At 67.4% G+C, this 18,129-nt stretch carries 14 protein-coding genes; 6 read left to right on the plus strand and 8 right to left on the minus strand.

Annotation, left to right across the window (positions count from 1 at the left end; genetic code table 11):
* The first annotated feature begins 170 nt into the window (after positions 1-170).
* Positions 171-3,749, plus strand: coding sequence for an autotransporter outer membrane beta-barrel domain-containing protein (locus EV560_RS04945; RefSeq protein WP_131854534.1), 3,579 nt, complete (start codon positions 171-173; stop codon positions 3,747-3,749).
* 13 nt (positions 3,750-3,762) lie between these two features.
* Here EV560_RS04945 and EV560_RS04950 read toward each other — a convergent pair whose 3' ends face one another.
* A complete protein-coding gene (locus EV560_RS04950) occupies positions 3,763-4,065 on the minus strand; it encodes a hypothetical protein (RefSeq protein ID WP_131854536.1) in 303 nt (100 codons plus the stop codon).
* Between the two features lie 191 nt (positions 4,066-4,256).
* Here EV560_RS04950 and yddG point away from each other — a divergent pair, with 191 nt between their 5' ends.
* Positions 4,257-5,117: an aromatic amino acid exporter YddG gene (gene yddG, locus EV560_RS04955; RefSeq protein ID WP_131854538.1), complete on the plus strand. Its 861-nt coding sequence runs from the start codon at positions 4,257-4,259 to the stop codon at positions 5,115-5,117.
* Between the two features lie 130 nt (positions 5,118-5,247).
* On the opposite strand, the gene EV560_RS04960 is transcribed toward yddG, so the two are convergent.
* The 4 genes from EV560_RS04960 to argH all read right to left on the minus strand — a co-directional run bounded on the left by EV560_RS04960 (position 5,248) and on the right by argH (position 11,241).
* Positions 5,248-7,938 carry a TIGR02302 family protein gene (locus tag EV560_RS04960; protein WP_131854540.1) on the minus strand — a complete coding sequence of 897 codons (2,691 nt, stop codon included), beginning with the start codon at positions 7,936-7,938 and terminating at the stop codon, positions 5,248-5,250.
* Between the two features lie 148 nt (positions 7,939-8,086).
* Complete coding sequence (gene lysA / locus EV560_RS04965) at positions 8,087-9,376, minus strand: diaminopimelate decarboxylase (RefSeq protein WP_131854542.1); 1,290 nt, start codon at positions 9,374-9,376, stop codon at positions 8,087-8,089.
* Between the two features lie 128 nt (positions 9,377-9,504).
* Positions 9,505-9,768 carry an LPS translocon maturation chaperone LptM gene (gene lptM / locus EV560_RS04970; RefSeq protein WP_165923321.1) on the minus strand — a complete coding sequence of 88 codons (264 nt, stop codon included), beginning with the start codon at positions 9,766-9,768 and terminating at the stop codon, positions 9,505-9,507.
* 66 nt (positions 9,769-9,834) lie between these two features.
* The gene (gene argH, locus EV560_RS04975; RefSeq protein ID WP_131854546.1) at positions 9,835-11,241 is read right to left on the minus strand and encodes an argininosuccinate lyase; all 1,407 of its coding nucleotides are present in this window, start codon (positions 11,239-11,241) and stop codon (positions 9,835-9,837) included.
* A 28-nt stretch (positions 11,242-11,269) separates the two neighbouring features.
* Between argH and tlpA the strand changes: the two genes are divergently transcribed.
* From tlpA to EV560_RS04995, 4 genes are all read left to right on the plus strand, one after another.
* On the plus strand, positions 11,270-11,896 hold the full coding sequence (gene tlpA / locus EV560_RS04980; protein WP_248311888.1) for a thiol:disulfide interchange protein TlpA: 627 nt from the start codon (positions 11,270-11,272) through the stop codon (positions 11,894-11,896).
* Between the two features lie 97 nt (positions 11,897-11,993).
* Positions 11,994-12,989, plus strand: coding sequence for a hypothetical protein (locus EV560_RS04985; protein WP_131854550.1), 996 nt, complete (start codon positions 11,994-11,996; stop codon positions 12,987-12,989).
* Positions 12,990-13,146: 157 nt separating this feature from the next.
* Entirely contained in the window at positions 13,147-14,877 is a 1,731-nt protein-coding gene (locus EV560_RS04990) for a carbamoyltransferase family protein (protein WP_131854552.1), read from the plus strand.
* Between the two features lie 90 nt (positions 14,878-14,967).
* On the plus strand, positions 14,968-15,216 hold the full coding sequence (locus tag EV560_RS04995) for a DUF1272 domain-containing protein (RefSeq protein ID WP_131854554.1): 249 nt from the start codon (positions 14,968-14,970) through the stop codon (positions 15,214-15,216).
* A 9-nt stretch (positions 15,217-15,225) separates the two neighbouring features.
* On the opposite strand, the gene grxD is transcribed toward EV560_RS04995, so the two are convergent.
* The 3 genes from grxD to purL are packed head-to-tail and all read right to left on the minus strand — an operon-like array spanning position 15,226 to position 18,071.
* A complete protein-coding gene (gene grxD / locus EV560_RS05000) occupies positions 15,226-15,564 on the minus strand; it encodes a Grx4 family monothiol glutaredoxin (RefSeq protein ID WP_131854556.1) in 339 nt (112 codons plus the stop codon).
* Positions 15,565-15,610: 46 nt separating this feature from the next.
* Positions 15,611-15,847, minus strand: coding sequence for a BolA/IbaG family iron-sulfur metabolism protein (locus EV560_RS05005; RefSeq protein WP_131854558.1), 237 nt, complete (start codon positions 15,845-15,847; stop codon positions 15,611-15,613).
* Between the two features lie 13 nt (positions 15,848-15,860).
* Positions 15,861-18,071, minus strand: coding sequence for a phosphoribosylformylglycinamidine synthase subunit PurL (purL, locus tag EV560_RS05010; RefSeq protein WP_131854560.1), 2,211 nt, complete (start codon positions 18,069-18,071; stop codon positions 15,861-15,863).
* Positions 18,072-18,129: the final 58 nt, after the last annotated feature.

Here is an 18,129-nt window from a genome sequence, read left to right on the forward strand (position 1 = left end):
AAGCCCCCGCCATGTTCGGATTGCCTTAATCATCCCCGGCAATCTCGGCTGGACCGAAAGCTAAAACCGCCCCCAGAATAGGCAGCATTAGTTGGTGAGCCGCCCTTCATACGTAGTGGACGCGATGCTTGGCCGGTTGTCCAGCATACGACATAGCGAAGGGGGGAAGAGTGTCCAAACTCAACCGAAGCCGCTATTTTGCGCTGCTGTCATCGACCGCCCTGCTAGCCTCGGCAATACTATCGGACACCGCCTCGGCCGGATGCGGAGCGACGTCCGCCGGTGACGATATCGTCGTCTGCGCGGCGGTGACCCCGCCCGATCCGACAGCCGCTCCCATCGATCTCCTGGCCGGCAACGACACGCTGACGGTGAACAGCGGCACCTACTCCGGCGGCATTACCGGCGGCGCCGGCACCAAGACCGTGACCATCGCCGGCGGCACCATCGCCAGTTATTCCAACACGGTCGGCATCAGCCTGATCACGCTTCCCGGCGGCAGTACCGCAACGATCACAGGCGGCGTTAACACCGGACCGGGCGTGGATCGCTTCGAGATCAATGGCGGTACGGTGAGCGGCCTCGCCCAGCAAGGCGCCGGTACCGACGCCTTCATGACCGGCGGCAGCATCGGCGCCTTGGCGCAGGGCGACGGGCTCGACACGTTCTTCATGTCCGGCGGCACGATCGTCGGGGCGTTCGAAGACGGCGACAATGCGGTCATGACCGGCGGCACGATTGGCCGCGTCGATATGAAGCTCGACAACAACGTCTTCAACATGTCCGGCGGCAGGATCATCGGCAATCTGATCACCGGCTTCGGCAACGACACGATCACGATCTCGGACGGCTCGATCGGCGGCAATATCAGCGTCAGTGGCGGCACGGACAGCGTCACCGTGACGGGCGGCGCGATTGCCGGCGAAATCCGGATGAGCACCGGGACCGATACCTTCCTCTGGCAGGGTGGCGGCACGATCGGCGGGCTGATCGACCTGGGCACCGGCGACGACACCGCGACCTTGCGCAATCTCGGCGATGCCAATGTCTCGCCGGCGCAGCAGATACTCGGCGGCGAGGGAACCGACGCGCTCGTGCTCGCCGGCAGCGGCCCCTCGGCGCTCAACGCCAGCCTCGTCACCGGATTCGAGACGCTGACCAAGATCGAGCCCGGAACCTGGACCCTGAGCGGCTCGCTCACCGATGTACAGGTGGCGACCGTGCAGCAAGGGACGCTGCGTCTGACCGGCGACAATTCCGCCTATGCCGGGCAAATGATCGTCGATCCGGCCGGCACCCTCGAAGGCCCCGCGCAAAGCCTTACCCCGACCGTCACGAATAACGGCCTCGTCCGCTTCACCCAGCCGGATACCGGCACCTATGCCGGAACGGTCAGCGGCATCGGCGCGCTCGACAAGACGGGGCCGGGCACCACGATACTGACCGGCGCGAACACCTACGCGGGCGGCACCACCATCACCGAGGGCACGCTCCAGCTCGGCGCCGGCGGCACCAGCGGCAGCATCGTCGGCAATGTCACCAATAACGGCACCCTCGTCTTCAACCGCTCGGACATAGTGACCTTCGCAGGCGCTATCTCCGGCACCGGTGCGCTGGCGCAGATCGGCTCGGGCACCACGGTATTGACTGCCGACAACAGCTACGCGGGCGGCACCACCATCACCGCCGGTACGCTCCAGCTCGGCGCCGGCGGCACCAGCGGCAGCATCGTCGGGAACGTCGCCAATAACGGCACCCTCGCCTTCAACCGCTCGGACATACTGATCTTCGCAGGGGCAATCTCCGGCGCCGGTGCGCTGGCGCAGATCGGCTCGGGCACCACGGTGCTGACCGCCGCCGATAGCTACACGGGCGGAACCACCATCGGCGCCGGCACGCTCCAGCTCGGCGCTGGCGGCACCAGCGGCAGCATTGTCGGCAACGTCACGAACTACGGCGTCCTCGCCTTCAACCGCTCCGATACGGTGACCTTCGCAGGCGTCATCTCCGGCGCCGGATCGCTGGCGCAGATCGGCTCGGGCACCACGGTGCTGACCGCCAACAACAGCTATACCGGGGCAACGGCAGTGACCGCCGGGGTCTTGGCGATCGGCAACGCGACGAGCCCGCTTGCCGCGCTCTCGGGTGGCGGCCCGGTCAGCGTCGCGGCCGTCGCGACGCTCGGCGGCTATGGCAGCGTCGCCGGCTCCGTGACCAATGCCGGCCGTATCGCCGCGGCGGACGCGGTGCCGGCCTTCGCCGGCGGCGCCAAGGGCAATTTCACCATTGCGGGCACGCTGATCAATGCCGGCCTGGCGCAGGTGGCCGGCAGCGGAATCGGCAACACGCTGACGGTCTCGAACTACGTCGGCCAGAACGGCACCGTCGCCCTGAACACCTTCCTCGGCAGCGACGGCTCGCCCTCGGACCGGCTCGTGATCAATGGCGGCACGGCAAGCGGCGGATCGCTGCTGGCGATCAACAATGTCGGCGGGCCGGGCGCCGCCACCACCGGCAACGGCATCCTCGTGGTGGACGCCATCAATGGTGCAACCACGAATCAGGCCGCCTTCTCGCTCGCTGCACCGGTCGCTGCCGGGGCGTTCGAGTACATCCTGTTCCATGGCGGCTCGACCACCGATTCGACCCATAATTGGTATCTGCGCAACAACGTCGCGCCACAGCCTTCAGCCTCCCCACCGACGCCCGGCAGCCCTCTTCCGGCACCACCTGTCGCAGCACCCGGCTCACCGCCATTGCCGCCGCCACCGCCTGCCGGTTCGGCGCCCATCCCGCTCTACCGCCCGGAAGTGCCCGTCTACGCCGCCGTTCCGGCGACGGTGCGCCGCCTCGGCCTGGCGGCGCTCGGGACCTTCCACCAGCGCCAAGGCGAACAGAGCCTGCTGACCGGTCAAGGCGCCTTCTCCGCGGGCTGGGGCCGGGTCTTCGGCGAACGTATCGACCAGCGCTGGTCGGGGACGGTCGATCCTGAATTCGATGGCCGCATCTGGGGCCTTCAGGCCGGCCTCGATCTCTACGCTCTCGACCGGGCGAACGGGCATCGCGACCGCTTCGGCCTGTTCTACGGCTATGCCGGCGCTGAAGGCGATGTCCGCGGCTTCGCCCTTGGCCTGCTGCGCAATAGCGTCGGCAAGCTCGATCTCAATGCCAACAGCCTCGGCATCTACTGGACCCATATCGGCCCGGGCAACTGGTATGTCGACACCGTCCTGATGCACAGCTGGCTCGACGGCGACGGCCGGTCCGACCGCGCCATCCGCGCGGACATCGGCGGCACGGCGATCACCGCCTCGCTGGAGGGCGGCTACCCGATTGCGCTGGGCGCCGGCTTCACGCTCGAACCGCAGGCGCAGCTGATCTGGCAGCACCTGTCACTGGACCGGAGCTTCGACAGATTCTCTTCCGTCTCCTTCGATGACAGCGACAGCTTCACCGGCCGCATCGGCGCGCGGTTGCAGACAAGCTTCCTGCTGGGGTCGGCGCAGATCCAGCCCTATCTCAACGTGAACCTCTGGCACAATTTCAGCCGCACAGACGACGTCACGTTCGGCACGATCGATGTCATCCCGACGAGATTCAAGGGCTCCTCGCTCGAGATCGGCGGCGGCGTGACCGCCAAGCTCACGGCCAATGTCAGCCTCTACGCCACCGGTGGCTATGTGACCGCGCTCGGCGACGACAAGGGCCATGGCGTGCAGGGAAATCTCGGCCTGCGCGTCACCTGGTGACGGATTCGCGCCGTCAGCGCGCGCCCGGGCGCAGGGATGACGCCGTGCAGCGGTGCCAGCTCATTTGGTAGCCGAGCCCGCCCTTCTTGCCATAGCACCAGCCCAGCTGGGCTAGGCGCTGGCCATAGGCGTCGCGCTGGTCGCAGGCCGCAAACGTCTTCGGATCGTTTCCCGAACCGCCGCGGCATTGCCCGTTCGCCTGGCCCCACAGGCTGATCATCATCTTGGGATCGTCCCTGGACTGGGCGAGCGGGGCTTGGACGCTGACGACGCACGCAAACAGCGCCACAGCCAAGCGCTTGCTCGGGACCTGCATCAATCCACTCCGATCGCAGCTTCGGCTTCGCGAGCCTAAGCTACTCCTGTGCCCGCCGGACCAGGTTCCGCAAAAGCCGCATGCGGCTTTTGCGGTTGGAGCATGCTACGGGGCGCGATCGCAGTCGCGCCGATCACTCGCCCCCCATGGGCGAAGCGCCTTCGATCTGCTATCGGCAGCGGCACACAGCCATGACCTCCCGAACCGCCACCCTCATTGGCTTTTGCGCCATCCTGCTCTGGTCGACGCTGGCGCTCTTCACCGCCATGTCGGGCAAGGTGCCGCCGTTCCAGCTCGTCGGCATGACCTTCGTCATCGGCGGGCTGCTGATCCTGGCGATCACGGCCGCACGTGGCGAGCTCTCCCGCATCAGGCCGACCGCCGCCTCCTTCGCGCTCGGGCTCTATGGCCCGTTCGGCGACACGGCGCTCTACTATGCCGCGGTCAAGACGGCGCCGCCGGCCGAGGCCAACCTGATCCATTATCTCTGGCCGCTGCTGATCGTGCTTTTCGCGGCGCTGCTGCCCGGCGGCGGCCTGAAGCTGCGCCATCTCGTCGGTGCGCTGATCGGGCTCGCCGCAACGGCGCTGCTGATCTCCGACAGGCTCACTGGCGCGGGCGGCGGCCTCTCGCTCGGCCATGTCCTCGCCGCGTTCGGCGCCTTCGTCTGGGCGAGCTATTCGGTGGCATCGCGCCGCTTCGCCGACGTGCCGTCCGAAAGTCTGAGCGTCACCATGCTCGGCTGCGCAGTCGCCGCCTTCGCCTGCCACTTCGCCTTCGAGACGACGCAATGGTCGCTGAGCCTCGTCGAGTGGGCCGGCGCGCTTGGCCTGGGACTGGGCTCCATCGGCCTCGCCTTCGTCTGCTGGGACATCGGCATGAAGCGCGGCGACGTCGCCTTTTTGGGCGTCGCCTCCTACGCCGCCCCGGTGCTCTCGACGATCATCCTGGTGTTGACCGGCTACGCGCCGGCGAGCGGGCTGCTCGCCGCCTCCTGCGTGCTCATCGTCGTCGGAGCGCTGGTCGCGAGCGCCGGCGGCAAGGCGAAATAGGCAGACCGCCTGAGAATTCGCTGGCGCGAGTCGATTGGCGTGGCCGTCGAGAACCGGAGCGGAGCGTATATCAGTAGGTGAGCACCGGAAGCGCAGACGGCCGCGTCAAGCGGCCGCGCCAGTAGAATTCTCAATTCCGCCTGAGCAGGCGCTCCAGATAGTCGAGCTCTTCCATCGGCCGCGACGGATCGCCGAGACGGCGGCGCAGCTCTTCGAGGATGCGGCGCGCGCGCTGGGTCGCGCTCTCGTCGGCGCCGGGCACGCGCACGCGGCCATCGGCCCAGTCACGCTGACGCTGCGGCCGGCCGAGCGGATCCTCGCGGCCGCGCTGCTGTGCCGAAGGCCGGCCGGCCGGCTGGCCATCGGGCTCGCCATAGGCGTTGTCGGTGCCGTCGCCTTCGCCGGGCTCGCCGCCGGGCTGCATCTGCTGGGCGAGATTTTGCCCGCCGCGGCGCAACGCATCCAGGGCCCGTCCCTGTGAATCGAGCGCGCCTTCGCCCTCGCCCTGGCCGAGCTGGCCCTCGGCCTCGCGCATCGCGTCCTCGGCCTCGCCGAGCTCGCCATTCTCCTGGGCGCCCATGCCGCGCATGCGCCGCTGCAGTTCCTGCAACCGCTCACGCAGGGCCTGCTGACGCTGTGACAAGCCCTGCCCCTGGCCCTGGCCCTGCCCGTTCTCAGCGTTCTGGCCGTCTTCGCCCTCGCCGTCCTCGCCCTCTTGTCCGGGCTGCTGCTGGCCTCGCTGACCGCGCTGGCCCTGCTGCCCTTGCTGGCGCTGGCCCTGCCCGGGGCGCGCCTGCTGCTGGCCGGGGCGTTGGCCGCGCTGGGTCCGGTTCTGGCGCTGTTGCTCCTGCTGATAGGTCTGGTCGCGCAGCTCCTGCTGCTCGCGGGTGAGGCGGTCGAGATCGCCCAGTGCCTGGTTCATCTCGCGCTGGCGCGGATTCTGCTGGCCCGGGCGCGCCGTCTTCAGGTTGTTGAGGAGATTGTTCAATTCCTCCATCAGTCGCTGCGCCTCGGCCATGTCGCCGCGCTTCGACAATTCCTCGATGCGGTTGAGCATGTTCTGCAGGTCGCGCGGCGTCACCGTGCGGAAATTCTCCGGCAGCTGCGCCTGGTTCTGCTGGCCGTTCTGTTGCTGGCGCTGCATCTGCTGGGCGAATTCGCGCATGAAATTGTCGAGTGCCCGGCGCATCTCCTCGGTGAGCTTGCGGATCTCCTCCTCGGAAGCGCCGCGTTCCAGCGCCTGCTGCAGGCGCTCTTGCGCCGCGCGCAGCTCGCGCTCGGCATCGGAGAGATCGCCGTCCTCGAGCTGCAAGGCCAGCGTCCACATCTGGTCGGCCACCTCGCGCAGCTGGTCGTCGGTATTCGCCCGGCGCAGCCCCTCGGCGATCATCCGCATGCCGAGATAGACGCCCGCCTCCTTCATGAACCGATCGGGCTCGATCATCAGCGCGTCCATGGCGAGCTGGACCTGCTTGCGCGTATCGACATCCATCACGAGCTTGCGCCGCTGCTCGACCAGCGCCTTGGCGAGCGGCTTGGTGAAGGTGCGCTGCGGCAGCGTGACCTCGACCGCGTCGCTGCGGCCTTCCTGCCCGGCCTCGTCACGGGCGAGCAAGGTCATCCTGACCTTGGCGCCGGCCCAGGGATGGGCCGAGAAATCGACCGTGCTCTTCAGGTCCTCCTCGCCCGAGGGCGAAGACGGCACGCTGAGCGACTGTTTCGGCGGCTCGACCAGCGAGCGCCCGGTCGAGGGCGGCCCGGCGCGCGAGACCAGCACTTCGGCGGCGGCGATGCCGTAATCGTCCTTGGCGCGATAGCTCAGGCCAAGCCCGCCCTGCACGCCGCCGCTGACGGCCTTCGGCGGCTCGGTGAAGCTGATCTCCGGCGGCTGGTCGGCGATCGCGGTCAGGTTGAGTGTTGTGTGCGGCGCGCCGCTGCCGGTGATCCGAAGGGTGCCGTTGCCGGCGAGCATGTAGCGCTTTTCCAGCACCGCGACATCGCTGGCCTCGGCCGGCTTGGCGCCGTCCTTGGCGTCCGGCGGCGGCAGCGCGTCGAGCCGGCCGGTGGTCGCGACGTCGAAGCCCGACTTGCCGGCGATCCGGACGACGACGGTCGACTTTTCCGGCGCGCTGAAGCCGGAGCCCTGGAGCCTGGCGAAATCGATCAGGATCGGTGGCAGACGGGTATAGCCGGGCGGATCGATCCAGGCGTCGATGCGAACAGCCGGCGCCGCGGCGGAGGGGCCACGCCAGTCGAAAGCCGCGGAAAGCCGCATCCCGGCCTCATGGCCCGCGACGAAGAAGGCGGTGACGGCGGCAAGCAGCGGCACGGCGCGCAGCGCGAAACGGTCGCGCCTCGCCATGAAAGGCTGCGGCGGCGCGACCTTCAGGTTGGCGACGCGCGCGCTCTGGCGCTCGACATGCAGCTTCCACAACGCCTGCGACACGGGGTCGGCAGCGCCGACGGCCAGACTGTCCTCCAGGGCGGAGGCCGGGCGGTGACCGCCTTCCAGCGATTGGTCGAGCCGGGTCAGCGCATCCCGCCGCGTCGGCAGCGGCGTGATGGCGACATGCCAGAAACTCGCGGCGAGCGCGCCGAGGAACAGGACGAGGCCGATGGCGCGGCCCTGCCAGGGCAGATGCGTCCACAGCCCGAACCAGGAGACGGCGAGGAAGGTGAGGATGACGGCGGCCGGCAGCCAGAGCCGTGGCCACAGGCGCTCCCAGGCCAGCGACGCGCGAGATGCCGCCGCGAGCCGGCCGAGCCGCTGACGGATGGTCCCGATGGGATCAAGCGCCGTGCGGCGCTGCGCCTCATTCATGCCGTGCTCCGAACGCCCCCAACACGTAAAACCCTTCAACCACGCACACGCTAACACGTGAATGTGGCAAGGCCAGTGCCGAAGCGCGTCACCCACAACGGCTCCGCGTTTCGTGAACTGGCGTCAGGTCGTGATGGCGACCGGGCGCTCAGCTCAGCCAGGGCGGTGCACGATCCGTGCCGAGAAGCTGCTCGAAGGTCTGGCGTGGGCGCGTCACCGCATATTCGGCGCCCTTCACCAGCACTTCGGCGACGAGCAGCCGCTGATTATAGGTCGAGGACATGCTGGCGCCATAGGCACCCGCGGTCATGAAGGCGATCAGGTCGTCCGGCTTCAGCTCCGGCAGCACCCGCCCGGTGGTGAAGGTATCGCCCGATTCGCAGATCGGCCCGACCACGTCATAGGCGATCTGCGGCGCATCGGCCGCGGCTTCCGCCACCGGCCAGATCTCGTGATAGGCCTCGTACATGGCCGGCCGCACCAGATCGTTCATGGCAGCGTCGACGACGAGGAACTGCTTCGACGGACGCGGATTGAGATGCAGCACCTTGGTCATCAGGATGCCGGCATTGCCGACGATCAGCCGCCCCGGCTCGAAGCCGAGCTCGACATCGAGCCCCTTGGTGACGCGCCCGACCATGGCCGCATAGTCGCGGATCAGGTCCGGCCCGTGATCGAAGGCCTTCGGGATTTCATAGGGAATCCCGAGCCCGCCGCCGAGATCGAGCCGCTCGACCCGATGTCCCTCGGCCCGCAGCGAGCCGACGAGGCCGGCCATCTTGGCATAGGCCGCCTCGAAGGACTCCGTCTCGCGGATCTGGCTGCCGATATGCAGGGCGAGCCCCATGATCCTGACGCCCGGCATGTTGGCGGCGCGCGCGTAGAGCCGACCGGCATCCTCGAAGGAGACGCCGAACTTGTTGGCCGCCGAGCCGGTGGTGATCTTGGCATGGCCGCCGGCGCCGACATCGGGATTGACGCGGAATACGGCTTCCTGCCGCTTGCCCATGCGCGCCGCGACGCGCGAGAGCAGCTCGAGCTCGCCCTCGGTCTCGATATTGACCTGATAAATGCCGGCCTCGACCGCGAAGGCAAGCTCCTGCTCGCTCTTGCCGACGCCGGAGAAGACGATCTTGCTGGCCGGGAAGCCGGCCGCGAGCGCCTTGCGCACTTCACCCTCGGAGACCGTGTCCGCTCCGGCGCCGAGCGCTGCCAGCGTCTTCAGCACGCCGAGATTGCCGTTGGCCTTCAGCGCGTAGAAGACATGCGGCGGGCGCGCCGGGGCGATTGAGGCCATCGCCTCCTCGAACAGGCGGTAATGCCGCTCGATCGTCGCGGAGGAATAGACATAGACGGGGGTGCCGACCTCGCCCGCGATCCGGCGCAGGTCGACATCCTCGGCGAAGAGCGCGCCGTCGCGGTAGGCAAAGTGATGCATCAGGCCCTCAAGACCTTTGAATTCGCCAGCTATCGGCTGGCGTGGTTGCCGAGAACCGGAGCCAGGCGGACATCTGGTCCGCGAGCACCGGAGGTGCCGGCCGCCGCGTCAGGCGGCCGCCCTGGAATTCACATCAAGGGATCGAGCACGAAGCTCTTGTTGGGGATGGTGATGGCGCGGTTGGTCTTCGGCGCACGGGCGAGCGGCGAGGTCTCGCCCGGCGACGGCACCCGTTCCTCGACAGCGCCGATCTGATCGTCCGGGAGGTCGATCGCATTCGTTGCGTTCGGCGGCGGCTCGAGCGGCCCCCTGCGACCACAGGCTGTCAACGCGAGGCCAAGCAGGCCGGCGACCAGGATGGCGCGGCCGATTTTCAGGCGGGTATGCGGCACGAACGAAAATCCTCGGGCGATAGGTGGCGGCAATGTAGCGAATGGCGCGCGGTGTTGCGAGGGCCCTCACGCTTTCGCGTGCTGCCCCGCCTCCTTCGCGAGTTGCTTCAGCCAGCGCTTGGCCTGGCGCTTCACGTTCGCCGGGGCCGTACCACCGTAGCTGACGCGGCTCTTCACCGACTGCTCGACGCCGAGCACGGCGAAGACAGCCTGCGTGATCTTCGGCTCGACCGCCTGCATCTCCTCGAGCGAGAGCCTCTCCAGCCCGACGCCCTTGGCGGAGGCGATGCCGACGAGGCGCCCGGTGACGTGATGCGCGTCGCGGAACGGCATCTTCAGCACCCGGACCAGCCAATCGGCGAGATCGGTTGCGGTGGCGTAGCCCAGGCCCGCCGCCTTCTTCATCACCTTCAGGTCGGGCGCCATGTCGCGCACCATGCCGCTCATGGCGGCCAGGCAGAGCGACAGGGTCTGGACGGCATCGAACGTGCCCTCCTTGTCCTCCTGCATGTCCTTCGAATAGGTCAGCGGCAGGCCCTTCATCATCGTCAGCAGCGCCTGCAGCGCCCCGAAGACGCGCCCCGTCTTGCCGCGCACCAGCTCGGCCGCGTCGGGATTGCGCTTCTGCGGCATGATCGAGGAGCCGGTCGAGAACTTGTCGGAGAGCTTGACGAAGCCGAACTGGGGCGTCGCCCAGAGCACGATCTCCTCGGCGAGGCGCGAGAGATGCATCGCGCAGATCGAGGCGGCCGAGAGCGTCTCCAGCACGAAATCGCGGTCCGAGACCGAATCGAGCGAGTTCGCCGTCGGCCGGGCGAAGCCGAGCGCCTGCGCCGTCATGTGCCGGTCGATCGGGAAGGAGGTGCCGGCGAGGGCCGCGGCGCCGAGCGGGCACTCGTTCAGCCGCTCGCGCGCATCGCGGAACCGGCTGCGGTCACGCGCCAGCATCTCGACATAGGCCAGCATATGGTGGCCGAACGTGACCGGCTGCGCCGATTGCAGATGGGTGAAGCCCGGCATCACCGCGCCGGCATAGGTCTCGGCCTTCTCGGCCAGCGCGAGCTGGAGATCGGCGATCTGCGCATCGAGCTGGTCGAGCGTGTCGCGCACCCATAGCCGCATGTCGGTCGCGACCTGGTCGTTGCGCGAGCGCGCGGTATGCAGCCGGCCGGCTGCGGGGCCGATCAGGTCCTTGAGGCGGCTCTCGACATTCATGTGGATGTCCTCGAGCGCGCGCGAGAACGTGAAGCTGCCGGCCTCGATCTCGCCTTCGACGCTCTTGAGTCCGTCGCGGATCGCAGTCACATCCTCAGACGTCAGGATGCCTGTCTCGCCCAGCATGGCGGCATGCGCGAGCGATCCGCGGATGTCCTGGCGCCACAGCCGCTGGTCGAAATCGATGGAAGCGTTGATCTCTTCCATGATGGCGTCCGGCCCTGTGGCGAAACGTCCGCCCCACATGCGATTGCTCACGACCGATTTTCCTGTTGTTTGGACGCCGATGACGCCGGTTAAGAAAAGTCTCGCCGCATTCAGCCTCGTGCTCGTCGCGGCCGTGGGCGGTGCGGCCGCCTTCTACTCCGGCTGGGGCGCAGCCGGCAATTCCGCTTGCGCACCTGCACAACCGATCACGCAGAAAATGGCGGCGCTCGCGCGTGGCGAGGTCGCGGCCGCGCAGGTCTCGGAGCGGCCGGGCCCGCTGCCCAATCTCGGCTTCACCGGCCCCGACGGCAAGGCGATGACGCTGGCCGATTTCAAGGGCAGGACAGTCCTGGTCAATCTCTGGGCGACCTGGTGCGCGCCCTGCAAGGCCGAGATGCCGGCGCTGGACAAGCTGCAGGCCCAGCTCGGCGGCCCGGATTTCGAGGTCGTCACCGTCAATATCGACACGCGCGACCTCGACAAACCGAAGCACTGGCTCAAGGCCAAGAAGATCGAGAAGCTCGCCTATTACGCCGATCCGGAAGCGAAGGTCTTCCAGGACCTCAAGGCGGTCGGCAAGGCCGAGGGCATGCCGACGACGCTGGTCGTCAGCAAGGAGGGCTGCCAGCTCGCGATCCTGCATGGCGCCGCCGACTGGGGCAGCCAGGACGCGCTCGCCTTCATCAGCGCAGCGGCCGGGCGCTGAACCTCGGCGCGATCGCGCCGGTACTCGCGACGTCATATGAACGATATGCCGCCCTTGCACGTTGATGCCGGTCGTCAAAGTGATCTGGAGGGATGGAATGCCTTTGATCCGGGGCCGCGCGGTCCGCTTCTCACGGGCAGCCTTTGTCTGGCTGGCGCTTCTGGCAGCGCCTCTGCCTGGCGGGCAGGCCGCTTTCGCGCAGGATAAGCAGGCGATCGCCGGCACCAGCGTCTCACTCGTGCCCCTGCCCGGCTTCAAGCCGGCCTCAGGCTTCGCCGGCCTGCAGCATCCCGAGACCAAGGCGAGCGTCCTCATCGTCGAGATGCCCCCTGTCGCCTATGACCAGATCTCGACCCTGTTCCGCGACGAGGAGACGGCGAAGGCCGCCTTCGCCAAGCAGAACGTTACCGTCGAGAAGCTCGCGGAGATCGAGACTCCCGCTGGAAGAGTTCCGTTGATCGCCGGCACCCAGGACATGGCCGGCACCACCTTCGATAAATGGATCGGGCTGTTCAAAGGCGCCAAGACCGTGCTGGTCACCGTGCAGTCGCCGCAAGGCAGCGGCCTCGGCAATGATCGGGTCCAGGCGATGTACGCCTCGGTCACGCTCGGCGCCGAGCCCAGCATGGCCGAGAAGCTCAAGGCGATGCCCTTCACCGTCAAGCCGGCGGAGCCCTTCCGCATCGTCGACACGATGGGCGGGTCCGGCCTGCTGATGACCGTCGGCGATCGCAACATCGATCCCACCGGCAGCCAGCCCTTCCTCATCGTCGCCTACCAGACCTCCGGCCCGACCACGGCGGCGAACCTTCCGCAGACCGCCGAGCGGCTGCTCAAGCAGACCCGCGACTTCTCCGACGCCGCCGTCACCCGGCGCGAGAACGTGCGCTTCGCCGGCGGCCAGGGCTACCTGCTCGCTGGCACCTATACGCACGAGAAAGCCGGCAAGCAGGGCTTCGTCCAGTACATGGGCGTCGGCGAAAGCGGGCGCTTCGTCAGGATGATCGTGATGGCTGATCAGAAGCGGCTCGAAAGCCTGCAGCCGGCGATCAGGGCGATCGCGGCAAGCATCGCCTTCAACGATCGCAAGTAGAGCATTTTCGAGAGAAATGGACACCGGTTCGCGCGAAAAAATGCGTTAGAACAAAGGGATAGGGGATCCTCACGCTTCGGGGAAGCGAGGCACGGCGCGACGCTGGACAGGGTGCGCCGTTTGCCTCGATCGGCCTTAGTCCCTACCCTGCATTGCCATGACCTTTAAGATTGGGCTCGCCACGACTTTTCATGATCCGGCGATCGCCATCATCGACCCCGATGGCATGGTGGTCTTCGCCGAGGCGACTGAACGCTATCTGCAATTCAAGCGCGCGCCGAATTGCGAACCCGATACCGTCCCGCGCATGGAGAGCCTGCTCAGGCGCTACATCCCGAAGGGCGCCGAGGTCACCATTGCGACGAGCTGGAGCGCCGAGTTCACCGGCTTCCTCGACCAGATGGATCGGGCCGGTTCCTTCACGCTCGACGCACTGCTGAAGCTCTCGCCCTCGCTCAACCGCTCCCTGGTGCCGGAGCGGGCCGAGCGCGCCTTTATCGCCTCGCTCCACCTTGGCCAGCAGCGCGCCGGCATCGGCACAATGCTCGGCCTCGACCGCGCCTTTGGTGACGCGAAGATCACCGGGCTGAAGCGCTATGGCCACCATCTCAGCCACGCGGCCTATGCCTGCTGGTCCTCTCCCTTCAGCGATGCCGCCTGTCTGGTCGTCGACGGCATGGGCGAGACCGGCGCCTCCGCCATCTTCGCACTGAGGGGCGGTGAGATCAGCGAGGTGAAGCGCCATCGCGGCCGTGAATCGATCGGCTTCTATTTCGGCCTGGTCACCGACCTTGCCGGCTTCGACCAGACCAAGGGCGAGGAGTGGAAGATCATGGGGCTCGCGCCCTATGGCAGGCGCGATCCCGACTTGCTCGCCCTGCTGCGCCAGCTCTACCGCATCGATGGCCGCAAGCTCGCCTTCACCGACGCGGCGACGACGCGACGGGTCGCGGCCGAGATCCTCGCCCGCCGTCCAGCCAACGCGCTCGATCAGGGCTGGGCGGATCTCGCCCGCTGCGGCCAGGACGTCTTCGCCGAGATGATGGAAGCCCTGCTGAGCGAAACGGCCGCGCTGGTGCCCTCGGAGAATCTCGTGCTCGCCGGCGGCTGCGCGCTCAATTCCTCGTTCAACGGCAAGATCGTCGGGCGCCACGGCTTCCGGCACGTCTTCGTGCCCTCGGCCCCAGCCGATGACGGCAACGCGATCGGCGCCGCCTGGCTTGCTCACGCCGAGGACAACCATGGCTGGCGCGCACCGAAAGGACCGATGACGCCCTATCTGGGCTCCTCGGTGTCGACCGAGCCGCTGGAGCGGATGACAGCCTGGGAACCGCGCCTGCAAAAACTCTCGCCAAACGAGATCGCGCTCAAGACCGCCGAACTCCTGGCCGAAGGCAAGCTCGTCGGCTGGGTCCAGGGCCGGGCCGAATTCGGCCCGCGCGCGCTCGGCAACCGCTCGATCCTCGCCGATCCGCGCCCGGCCGACGCGAAGGACCAACTCAACGCCAAGGTTAAGTACCGCGAGGCCTTCCGCCCCTTCGCCCCCTCGATCCTCGCCGAGCACGGGCCGGACTGGTTCGAGGATTATCAGGACGCGCCCTATATGGAGCGCACGCTGACCTGGAAGGAGGCCGTGCGCCAGCGCGTTCCGGCCGTGGTGCACAAGGACGGGACGGGCCGCCTGCAAAGCGTCACGTCAGAGCGCAACCCGCGCTATCACGCCCTGATCTCGGCCTTCCATGCGCTGACCGGCGTGCCGGTGATCCTCAACACCTCGTTCAACGTGATGGGCAAGCCGATCCTGCATACGACCGAGGATGCGGTGCTGATGTTCTACACGACCGGTCTCGACGCGCTCGTGGTCGAGGACTGGCTCCTGGTGAAGTGATCGCTGCGGCTGATCGCAGGCATCAGCAACAAGCATTGGCGCAAACGCAGGATCAGCGGCATCCTCCTCGGCAAGAGGGGAGAGAATGTCATGCTGCAACTGCGCCCGAACTGCGAATGCTGCGACCGCGACCTGCCCGCCGAGAGCCGGGAGGCGCGGATCTGCACCTACGAGTGCACCTTCTGCGCCGGTTGCGCCGAGGCGCGCTTCAAGGGCACCTGCCCGAATTGCGGAGGCGAACTGGTGCGCCGCCCGGTCAGGCCGGCTCATATGCTGCTGAAGCACCCGGCCTCGACCGAGCGCTTGCTGAAGCCGCATCCGGAATGCCGGGCGGCGTAGAATCGAAAGTCAGCCCGCCGGCTGCTTGACGGCGATGCCCTTGTCCTCGAACAGCGCCTGCAACTCGCCGGCCTGGAACATCTCGCGGGTGATGTCGCAGCCGCCGATGAACTCGCCCTTGACGTAGAGCTGCGGGATGGTCGGCCAGTTCGAATAGGCCTTGATCCCCTCGCGGATCTCCTGATCCTCGAGCACGTTCACGCTGGCATAGGGCACGCCGATATAGCCCAGGATCTGCACGACCTGACTCGAGAAGCCGCACATCGGGAATTGCGGCGTGCCCTTCATGAAGAGCACCACGTCATTGGTCTTCACGGCATTGTCGATGCGGGCGGCGATATCGCTCATCATGTCTCTCCTCAGGCGGGGTCAAGGCCCGCTGGATGATATCGTTCTAATTCTGGGGAATGGCTGTCGTGAGTGCAAGGGCATGCAGCACTCCGCCCATGTTTCCTTGCAGGGCGGCATAGACCATCTGGTGCTGCTGGACCCTCGTCTTGCCCTTGAAGGCGGCTGAGGTCACGGTCGCGGCATAATGGTCGCCATCGCCGGCGAGATCCTTGATCTCGACCACCGCATCCGGCAACGCCGCCTTGATCATGCGCTCGATCTCGTGCGCGTCCATCGCCATCGTGCTTGTCCTCTTACGCGCTCTTGCCGGACATATAGGCCGGGAACCAGGCCTCATGCGCATTGTTCAGCGTGGCCAGCGATATGGGCGCTTCACCCGGCAGGTTCAACGCGGTCCCACCGGTCGTGCCGATGATCGCGGCGGCAACGCCGGCAGCCTTCGCCTCGGCGACGAGCGCCTCGGCCGCGGCTGCAGGCAGCGTGACGAGATAGCGCGCCTGATCCTCGCCGAAGAGCGCGGCATGGGCCGGGCCGGCCGGCAGCGCCGTGACCGTCGCGCCGATCTTGCCCGCCATCGCCATCTCGGCGAGCGCGAGGGCAAGGCCGCCATCCGAGAGATCGTGGCAGGCGCTGACGCGGCCATTCACGATCAGCCCGCGCACGAAATCGCCGTTCTTGCGCTCGATCGACAGGTCGACTGGCGGCGGCGCCCCTTCCTCGCGGCCGCAGATCGTCGCCAGATAGGAGGATTGACCGAGCCACCCCTGCGTCTCGCCGATCAGGACGATCGCCTCGCCCTCAGCCTTGAAGCCGATCGTCGCGTGCCTGGTGACATCCGCCAGCACGCCGACACCGCCAATGGTCGGGGTCGGCAGGATCGAGACGCCATTGGTCTCGTTGTAGAGCGAGACATTGCCGGAGACGACCGGGAAGTCGAGCGCCTTGCAGGCCTCGCCGATGCCCTTGATGCAGCCGACGAACTGGCCCATCACCTCGGGCCGCTCGGGATTGCCGAAATTCAGATTGTCGGTGATGGCGAGCGGCGTCGCGCCGACCGCGGTGAGGTTGCGCCAGGCTTCCGCGACCGCCTGCTTGCCGCCCTCGAACGGATCGGCTTCGCAATAGCGTGGCGTCACGTCGGTGGTCATGGCGAGGCCCTTCGGCCCGTCCTCGATGCGCACGATCCCCGCATCGCCGCCGGGCGTGACTACCGAATTGCCAAGGATCAGCGTGTCGTACTGCTCATAGACCCAGCGCTTCGAGCACAGGTCCGGCGAACCGATCAGTTTGACCAGCGCAACTGCATTGGAGAGCGGGGCATTCACCGTTTCCGGCGCGATGCGCTGCTGACGCGGCGTCTCGATCCAGGGCCGGTCATATTCAGGCGCCTCGTCGCCGAGTTCCTTGATCGGCAGGTCGGCCATGACCTCGCCCTGATGCTTCACGACGAAGCGGAGCGTGTCGGTGGTGTGGCCGACGACAGCGAAATCGAGCCCCCATTTGCGGAAGATCGCCTCGGCCGGCTCCTCATGGCCGGGCTTGATCACCATGAGCATGCGCTCCTGGCTCTCCGAGAGCATCATCTCATAGGCGCTCATGCCTTCCTCGCGGCACGGCACCTTGTCGAGATCGAGCTCGACGCCGAGATCGCCCTTCGCGCCCATCTCGACGGCCGAGCAGGTCAGGCCGGCCGCGCCCATGTCCTGGATCGCGTCGACATGGCCGGCAGCCATGATCTCGAGGCAGGCTTCCAGCAGCAGTTTCTCGGCGAAGGGATCGCCGACCTGCACGGTCGGGCGCCGCTCCTCGCCGCCCTCGCCGAAGGCGGCCGAGGCCATGGTCGCGCCATGGATGCCGTCGCGGCCGGTCTTGGAGCCGAGATAGACGATCGCCTTCCCGACGCCGGTCGCCTTGGCGTAGAAGATCTCGTCCGCCTTCGCCAGGCCGACCGCCATGGCGTTGACCAGGATGTTGCCGTCATAGCGCGTGTGGAAGCCGACGAGCCCGCCGACCGTCGGCACGCCGAAGGAATTGCCGTAGCCGCCGACACCGGCGACGACACCCGACACCAGATGGCGGGTCTTGGGATGCGCGGGGTCGCCGAAGCGCAGCGCGTTCAGGGCCGCGATCGGCCGCGCGCCCATGGTGAAGACGTCGCGCAGGATGCCGCCGACGCCCGTGGTCGCACCCTGATAGGGCTCGATGAAGGACGGATGGTTGTGGCTCTCCATCTTGAAGACGATGGCGAGCCCGTCGCCGATATCGATGACGCCGGCATTCTCGCCCGGGCCCTGGATCACCCAGGGCGCCTTGGTCGGGAGCGTGCGCAGATGGATCTTCGACGACTTGTAGGAGCAGTGCTCGTTCCACATCGCCGAGACGATGCCGAGCTCGGTGATCGACGGCTCGCGTCCGATCAGATGCAGGAAGCGCTGGTACTCGTCCGGCTTGAGGCCATGCTCGGCCACGAGCTGCGGGGTGATCTTGATCTCGTTGGGAAGCACGGCTCGCCTTGTCCCTGAAATGCGGACTCCAAGAGCCCTACCTGTTACCGGGCGGCAT

Origin of the sequence: Allobosea sp. BK604 (assembly GCF_004341515.1) — a bacterium.
In the GTDB taxonomy this organism is placed as follows: Bacteria; Pseudomonadota; Alphaproteobacteria; order Rhizobiales; family Beijerinckiaceae; genus Allobosea.